The following is a 7,735-nucleotide window of genomic DNA, read 5'->3' on the forward strand; positions in this document are numbered from 1 at the left end:
AGCATTCGACGCTTGGCTATCGTTCACCCTGCCAGTATTTAGATGACTGGCTCACTGAGCAACATCAGGAAAAACAGGCGGCATAAAAGCCACCTGTTGGAAGACGAAAAATCGAGGGAAGCTCAGAACATCGATACCGGGCACGCTATGCCCTGCGCCTATGATAGCGGAACATTGCATATCTTACGCAGGCTTGAAGGCAATCAAATTGCAACGCCTGGCACTGACATCAAGGAGCAATCCCGTCGAGCAGGCCGGCGGCGCGCTGCATGACGTCATCCTTGGCGTTGCGGTTGGCGTCAAGCGCCTGATGTTGATGGCCGGGATCGTCGAAATCGTGTGTAGCGCCAAGTACGCACGTTCTGGACATCAGTCAGGGCAAGCCGGGCATTGGCGTCGACATTGCACTTTACGCTGTGACTGCATCCGGACGTCGCCTGCTCAAGAATGCCGTCACTAATCAGGACGGTCGTGTAGACCAGCCGTTGCTGCAAGGTGAAGAAATGCAACCCGGCCAATATGAGTTGGTGTTTTCGGCCGGCGATTATTTCGCAGCGCAAGGAATCCAGATGCCAAGCCCGCGTTTTGTCGACAAGGTTACGCTGGCATTCGGCATTGCCTGCGCCGAGCAAAATTATCATGTGCCGCTGGTGGTATCCCCGTGGTCATATTCTACTTATCGCGGCAGTTAAGCCAGCCGTTGCGGCGGCCGGGCTCACTTATTGAGCCCGCATGAGCTGCGCGCGGTTAGCGCACCGTCCTCGCCGGTATCAGAGATCGCGAATCCGCCAATCATCGTTGCAGCTATCGACAAATAACCACATCCGTAACATCAAATCGCCTTCGCGCCGAGCTTTGTGCTACACTCCCCCTGAACATTTTGCGACAATCGGCCGCTCGGTGCCTGTAATCGGTAGCCTGGTCGAAATGTAAAGAACAAGCGGTGCACCGGAAGTGCTATCTGCTTGCTCAAGTCTTATGTCCCCGCCCTCATTAATCCTCCTCTAACGGGCGCTGGATAACTGTATCAACAGGTTTCTTTTTTTGACCTGGCGTCATGCGCATGTTGCCGGCGCCGCTCGTTGAACATGACCTCTGCGAATTTTTAATAAAATTTAAACAACATACGTCGTACATGAATACTATTGAGGCTAAGAAAGTCCTCGAAACTGCTTTGCTCTGTGCTCACGAGCCGCTGTCGCTTAACGACTTAAAAAAGCTTTATGCGCGAAATGGCGAAGATAGTGATGAGAATGATGGCGAAATCAATGCAGATACGATCAGATCGATGCTGGAGGAACTGCGCGACGATTGGTCCGACAAGGGGATTGAAGTAGTCGCCTTGTCGACGGGGTGGCGTTTTCAGAGCCGTCCGGAGATGAAAATCTACCTGGAACGCCTGAATCCGGAAAAGCCCCCGAAATATTCGCGTGCAACCCTCGAAACCCTGGCAATCATTGCTTATCGTCAACCGGTCACGCGCGGCGATATCGAGGAAATCCGTGGTGTTACGGTCAATTCGCAGACAGTAAAAATGCTCGAAGAGCGTGGCTGGATTGAGGCTATCGGGCATCGCGACGTGCCGGGGCGGCCGGCCTTGTTCGCCACCACCAAGCAGTTTCTGGACGATCTCGGCCTGACATCTCTGGATCAATTGCCGCCCTTGCAGCAAGTGGTTAAAAATGACATGCAGGAAGGTAATTTGCTGGAGCTGCACGCATTGGAGGCAAATCTGGAAGCAAGTATCGAAGCTAAAGCCGTGCTGGACGCCGCTGCGGCGCTGCAAACAATTGAAGTAAATGGAGTTGAAGCACCTGCTGAGCTGGAGGTCGGTACGGTCGCTCAGGATACACTGAGCCATACTTTGGACGACGCGACCGCGTACGCCCGGCAGGTTGCAGCACCAGTTATGGAGGGTGCAGGCGTCAATGCATCGGAAGTCACAACCCAAAATGCGATGAAAGTGGTTGATGCAGAAGTTGCTCAGCCACAGGCAGCACCAGTTGTATCGAATGAAACCCACACTAACGACCATGCGTCCGAATCGAATGATGAAGCCACGCCAGGTCGGCATAACTAACACCTGAATAATGAACCCACCTAGTTCCAATGATGCACCGGTCGCTGATCTGACCGCCACTGAACCGCAGCCGGCCAAGAAGCCAAGGGCGCGCAAGATTGCGACCGCTGTCGCAGCAGCGCAAGATACGCCGGTTGTGCTTACTGCTGAAGCGGCAGAGCCCATCAAGCCAGCCCGTCGTGCTCCGCGTAAAAAAATAGCCGCAGCGGCCGATGAGCCGGCGGGCTCGGTGGAGTCCGTCAATGTGGCTTCTGAAGTGGCAGCCCCGGTCAAGCCAAAAGCGGCACCACGAAAGAAGGTTCAGGTCGTCGATGAGCCAGCTCCTGTCGTCGCATTCGTGGTTGATCCGGCACCGTTTGCCGATCCGTCATTCGTCAATCCTGAAGCAGCGCCACGCGAGCGGCCAGTCCGACGCGGAGTGCGCGGTCCGCGCGCGTTGCGCAGCAACCGTGCCGCACAACGTGCCCAGGAATCGTCGCTAAGTACAGTTGCTGAAACCGGCAATGTCGCCATTGCAGCGGGCCGTGAAGTGGCGTCGCAAGGCGGTGATGCTCCAGCTTTTGTGGCAGGCGAGGCGCGCCAGCCGCGCGTCGATCATAGTAACAATGGCAACGGCCGCAATGCTGAGCGCAACACGCGCGATCGCCAGCAAAAGGGTGAGAAGCCACAGGCTGGCAAGCCGGCTCAACGTGGCGGCAAGCCAGGTTCGCGTGGCGGCGATGCCGATGATGTATTCTCGTTCGTGACCTCCGAGTCTTTCGATGCGCTGGCGACGATGGAAGACGGTAGCGCTCGCCAGGCGCAAAAAAATGTCCGGCGAGATTTGACTGCCGAAGACGATGCGCCGAAATTGCACAAAGTGTTGGCTGACGTTGGTCTTGGTTCGCGCCGTGATATGGAAGAGTTGATCATCGCCGGCCGGGTTTCGGTCAATGGCGAACCAGCCCATATCGGTCAGCGTATCTTGCCAACCGATCAAGTTCGTATCAACGGCAAGTTGTTGCAGCGCAAAGTGACCAAGCGTCCGCCGCGGGTGCTGGTGTATCACAAGCCAGCTGGCGAAATCGTCAGCCACAACGACCCGGATGGCCGTCCATCGGTATTCGATCGTTTGCCGAACATGAAGGCTGCCAAATGGCTGGCTGTCGGCCGTCTCGACTTCAATACTGAAGGGCTGCTGTTATTTACAACTTCCGGCGATCTGGCTAACCGCCTGATGCATCCGCGCTACGGCATCGACCGCGAATACGCGGTGCGTACCCTGGGTGAGCTGGAGCAGGGCATGCGTCAGAAGTTGCTTGCCGGCGTAGAGTTGGAAGACGGTGTTGCGCAATTTTCGAAAATCGCAGATGGCGGTGGCGAAGGTATCAATAAGTGGTATCGCGTCATTATCGGTGAAGGCCGTAATCGCGAAGTGCGCCGTATGTTTGAAGCAATCGGCCTTACAGTGTCGCGCCTGATTCGCACCCGTTACGGTGCGATGACCTTGCCGCGCGGCTTGAAGCGCGGCCGATGGGAAGAGCTGGATGAGAATGCGGTGCGCGATATGATGGCTGCGCACGGTTTGGACAAGCCTGGTGGGCAGGCTGCCAGCGGCGCAAAGGGCCGTCCTGAATTCAATAAGGACCGCCAGCCGAACGGTAACCGCGCTAACAGTGCGCCGCAAGGACCGGGCGTTTTCCGTGACCAGGGATTCGGTCAGTCGCGCGGTAATCAGGGGCGTAGCGGCCAAGGCCGTGCGCCAGGTGGCGGTAACGCTCCGGCGCGCAGTCGTCAGCCGGATCCGTTGCAGACCGCGCTGGGTTTCCCGGATGCCGGGCAGCCACGGCGCAACGGCGGCGGTAATGGTTTCGCCCGTCCGGCGCGGCCTAACAAATCGTCAGCTGGTGGTCAGTATGGCGGTCAAGGTGGACAGCATGGCAGGCAGGGAATGCCGCGTCGTCGTCCGCGGGGGTGATTAATCGGATGGCATGCCATCCAGCCTGGTTGAGTAACCCAGGTCGATGTTTTCCTTTTGGAAATTAAGTGTGCCGGAGCAGTTGCGTTGCAGCAGGATAGTGTTGCTTTAATGATTAATCCCAGGCTTTGGATGCGGGGATTGTCGTTAAATGCAAACTTCCTGCATTGTGATACATAGCCCAATCGTTTATAATTTACAAGTTAACAGAAGTCATTAATGGAATTAAACTTAGAATCCTGAATTAAATTTCGGGATTCACAGGTTGATTCGCAGCCGATCTCGTGGAAACTGCTTAAATGACAAACGATAAGAAGATGGGCAGATGCCCATTTTTTTTTGCTTTTCGTTTTCGGCCGGTTTTTACATTGCGCGAACCCTCGCCAAAAGCGGGGCGTGCGGATCTTTATTGAGGAGTTGTCTTGCAGTTGCTGGAGCTAATTGAAACAACCGTGGTTGGCATGGGCTACGAGCTGGTCGAATTCGAAAAGGCTGGGCGTGGCTTGCTGCGCGTATACATCGATTTCACGCCTGAGAATGCAGAGCAAGGTCAGATCACGGTGGAAGATTGCGAAAAAGTGACGCATCAACTACTGCATGTGCTGACGGTGGAAAATGTCGTGTACGAGCGTTTGGAAGTGTCGTCGCCCGGGCTCGACCGGCCGTTGAAGAAACTGGCTGACTATGTGCGTTTTGCGGGCAAGGAGGCAATCGTCAAATTGCGCGTTCCGATGCCGGGTCCTGCGCATCGCAAGACTTTTCAAGGCGTACTGGGTGAGCCGCAAGGCGAGAATCTGAAAATCGAATTTGAAACAAACGATGGGTTGGCGGTGTTGGATTTTACGCTCGCCGATGTAGACAAGGCACACCTGGTGCCGCAAGTGGATTTTAGGAGTCGCAAAGCATGAGTCGCGAAATTTTATTGTTGGTCGATGCGCTCGCGCATGAAAAAAACGTCGATCGAGATGTTGTGTTCGGTGCGCTCGAACACGCGCTTGGACAGGCAACCAAAAAACGCTACGAGGGCGATGTCGATATCCGCGTCACGATTGATCGTGAGACCGGCGAATTCGAATCGTTCCGTCGTTGGCACGTTGTGCCGGACGAAGCCGGCCTGCAATTGCCGGATCAGGAAATCCTGCTATTTGAAGCCAAGGAACAGATTGATGACGTCGAAGTCGACGATCACATCCAAGAGCCGATCGAATCGGTTGAGTTTGGCCGTCGTTTTGCGCAAGACACTAAACAGGTTGTGCTGCAACGTATCCGTGACGCTGAACGCGAACAGATCCTGGCCGACTTCCTGGAGCGTGGCGATTCTCTGGTAACCGGCACCATCAAACGGATGGAACGCGGCGATGCCATCGTCGAATCGGGCAAAATCGAGGCGCGCTTGCCGCGTGATCAGACGATTCCTAAGGAAAATCTGCGTATCGGCGACCGTGTACGTGCCTTTATCCTGCGTATCGATCGCAATGCTCGCGGCCCGCAAGTGATTCTCTCGCGTACCGCGCCAGAGTTCATTATGAAGCTCTTCGAGCTGGAAGTCCCGGAAATCGAACAAGGCGCGCTGGAAATCAAGTCGGCAGCCCGCGACCCTGGCGTGCGTGCCAAGATCGCTGTATTTACTGAAGACAAGCGTATCGATCCTATCGGCACTTGCGTCGGTATGCGTGGTTCACGCGTGCAGGCCGTCACTGGCGAATTGGGCGGCGAGCGCGTCGACATCGTGCTTTGGTCGGAAGATCCGGCACAGTTCGTCATCGGTGCACTGGCCCCGGCAAATGTTTCGTCGATCATGGTTGACGAAGAAAAGCACGCGATGGACGTTGTCGTCGACGAAGAAAATCTGGCAATCGCAATTGGTCGTGGCGGGCAGAACGTACGCTTGGCAGCAGAGTTGACAGGTTGGCAGATCAATATCATGACAGCCGAAGCATCGGCCGATAAGTCGGCGGTGGAAACCGCGGCGATTCGGGCGCTGTTCATGGAAAAGCTGGACGTTGATCAGGAAGTCGCTGACATACTGGTAGAAGAAGGTTTCGCTAGCCTGGAAGAAATCGCCTACGTGCCGATCACTGAAATGCTAGAGATCGAATCGTTTGACGAGGACACTGTCAACGAACTGCGCAACCGGGCGCGTGATGCGCTGGTAACCGAAGCCATTGCCTCGGAAGAAGGGCTAGAAGGCATGGAAGATGCGCTGCTCAACTTCGAAGGCATTGACCGGGTTACCGCTGGCAAACTGGGCTTGGCGGGAGTCAAGACATTGGCTGCTTTTGCCGCCCTGGCGTATGACGAGTTCGGCGCGATCCTGGCTTTGCCAGCCGAGCGTGCGCGGCATTTGATTGAAGAAGAGTTTAAAGATGTGACCGACGATGAGATGAAACTCATCGATGCCAAGTACGATGATCATGCCAAGGCGCTGCAAGCCAAGGCATGGAATACAGCGGAAGCCAAGTGATCGAGTGATCCGAGAGGTTCCGTATCGTCTGCCGCGCCACATAGAAAAAGAGGACTGAATGGCGAGTAACAATGTAGCCCAATTTGCCACCGAGCTGAAAATGTCAGCGGATACACTGCTGACACAACTGCAATCGGCTGGCGTCCAAAAAAAATCGACTGACGACGCCTTGTCGAAAGAAGACAAGGATCGCCTGCTGGAGCACCTGCGCCGTTCGCACGGTGCAAGTCCAGATAGCGAGAAGAAGAAAATCACGCTGACCCGCAAGGAAACCACCGAGATCAAGCAGGCTGATGCCACCGGCAAGTCGCGCACGATTCAGGTTGAAGTACGTAAGAAGCGGACTTTCGTCCAGCGTGACGAGCCGGTCGTCGAAGTGGCGCCAGCTCCGGTCGCGCCCGCTGCGCCCGTCATTGACGAGGCGGAGCAGGCACGGCGGGCTGAAGAAGCTCGTCGTCAAGCAGAATTGATAGCTCGCCAGGAAGCAGAATTGATTGAGAAACAAGAACGGCTGGCCAAGTTGGAAGCTGAGAAAGAAGCGCAAGCCAAGGCTGCGCTAAAAGCTGAAAACGACGCCAAGAAGGCCGAGCAGGAAGCCAAGAAAGCCGCCGCGCAAGCACCGGTCCCAGTGGTTGCCACTACCGATGCGGCGGTCAAGCAAGAAGATCCCGCGGCAGAAGAAAAGAAACGTCTGGCTAACGAAGAGGCCAAGCAAAAGGCAGCACAAGCTGCCAAGGAAGCTGCTGAGAAATCGGCTGCGACGGAACGTGCTCGCAAGGCAGTGCAGGATGAAGTGGCGCAGATCAAGGCCATGATGAATGCGCCGCGCCGCGTGATCAAGGCACCTGAACCGGTAGCGCCACCGGCTGCACCGGCCAAGACCGCTGAAGGCACCTTGCACAAGCCAGCCGACAAGAAGCCGGGCGAGAAGAAAGACGACAAAAAGGCCGTGGTCGACAAGAAGTCGATCAAGTCCGCCAACGTTTCTTCTACCTGGCAAGATGACGCTACCAAGAAGCGCGGCCTGGGCATCAAGACCCGCGGCAATACCGGTGGCGGTCGCGATGGCTGGCGTGGTGGTCCTAAGGGACGCCGCAACTCGCACGGCGACGATCATGAAAGCAATTTCCAGGCACCGACCGAGGCAGTGGTCAAGGACATCTATGTTCCTGAAACCATTACGGTCGCCGAGCTGGCGCACAAGATGTCAGTCAAAGCGTCCGAGGTCATCAAG

Annotated in this window: 7 protein-coding genes; 6 read left to right on the forward strand and 1 reads right to left on the reverse strand. The window is 55.9% G+C overall.

Translation table 11 applies throughout. The annotated features are described in order from the left end of the window. Positions 1 to 229: 229 nt before the first annotated feature. Positions 230 to 370 (reverse strand): hypothetical protein, encoded by a 141-nt coding sequence (locus ACIQ0R_RS09485; RefSeq protein ID WP_395826513.1) that lies wholly within the window; start codon positions 368 to 370, stop codon positions 230 to 232. On the opposite strand from ACIQ0R_RS09485, the gene uraH reads away from it, so the two are divergent. The 6 genes from uraH to ACIQ0R_RS09515 all read left to right on the forward strand — a co-directional run. Next, a complete protein-coding gene (uraH, locus tag ACIQ0R_RS09490) occupies positions 363 to 692 on the forward strand; it encodes a hydroxyisourate hydrolase (RefSeq protein WP_395826526.1) in 330 nt (109 codons plus the stop codon). The genes ACIQ0R_RS09485 and uraH overlap by 8 nt on opposite strands. Before the next feature lie 443 nt (positions 693 to 1,135). Then, the gene (gene scpB, locus ACIQ0R_RS09495) at positions 1,136 to 2,080 is read left to right on the forward strand and encodes an SMC-Scp complex subunit ScpB (protein WP_395826529.1); all 945 of its coding nucleotides are present in this window, start codon (positions 1,136 to 1,138) and stop codon (positions 2,078 to 2,080) included. A gap of 10 nt (positions 2,081 to 2,090) precedes the next feature. After that, positions 2,091 to 4,037 carry a 23S rRNA pseudouridine(2605) synthase RluB gene (gene rluB, locus ACIQ0R_RS09500; RefSeq protein WP_395826515.1) on the forward strand — a complete coding sequence of 649 codons (1,947 nt, stop codon included), beginning with the start codon at positions 2,091 to 2,093 and terminating at the stop codon, positions 4,035 to 4,037. 422 nt (positions 4,038 to 4,459) lie between these two features. Then, positions 4,460 to 4,945, forward strand: coding sequence for a ribosome maturation factor RimP (gene rimP / locus ACIQ0R_RS09505; RefSeq protein ID WP_395826517.1), 486 nt, complete (start codon positions 4,460 to 4,462; stop codon positions 4,943 to 4,945). After that, complete coding sequence (gene nusA, locus ACIQ0R_RS09510) at positions 4,942 to 6,501, forward strand: transcription termination factor NusA (RefSeq protein ID WP_395826520.1); 1,560 nt, start codon at positions 4,942 to 4,944, stop codon at positions 6,499 to 6,501. The genes rimP and nusA overlap by 4 nt, the downstream gene beginning before the upstream one ends. A gap of 58 nt (positions 6,502 to 6,559) precedes the next feature. Continuing rightward, the coding region (locus tag ACIQ0R_RS09515) for a translation initiation factor IF-2 associated domain-containing protein (RefSeq protein ID WP_395826523.1) at positions 6,560 to 7,735 on the forward strand (1,176 nt) is incomplete at its 3' end.

The sequence above is a fragment of the Collimonas sp. genome (assembly GCF_044339385.1).
Lineage (GTDB): Bacteria > Pseudomonadota > Gammaproteobacteria > Burkholderiales > Burkholderiaceae_D > Collimonas.

Excerpts from the sequence above, each read along its gene's own strand:
- ACIQ0R_RS09485 (WP_395826513.1), bottom strand. The coding sequence starts at position 370 with ATGTCCAGAACGTGCGTACTTGGCGCTACACACGATTTCGACGATCCC.
- scpB (WP_395826529.1), top strand. The coding sequence starts at position 1,136 with ATGAATACTATTGAGGCTAAGAAAGTCCTCGAAACTGCTTTGCTCTGT.
- rluB (WP_395826515.1), top strand. The coding sequence starts at position 2,091 with ATGAACCCACCTAGTTCCAATGATGCACCGGTCGCTGATCTGACCGCC.
- nusA (WP_395826520.1), top strand. The coding sequence starts at position 4,942 with ATGAGTCGCGAAATTTTATTGTTGGTCGATGCGCTCGCGCATGAAAAA.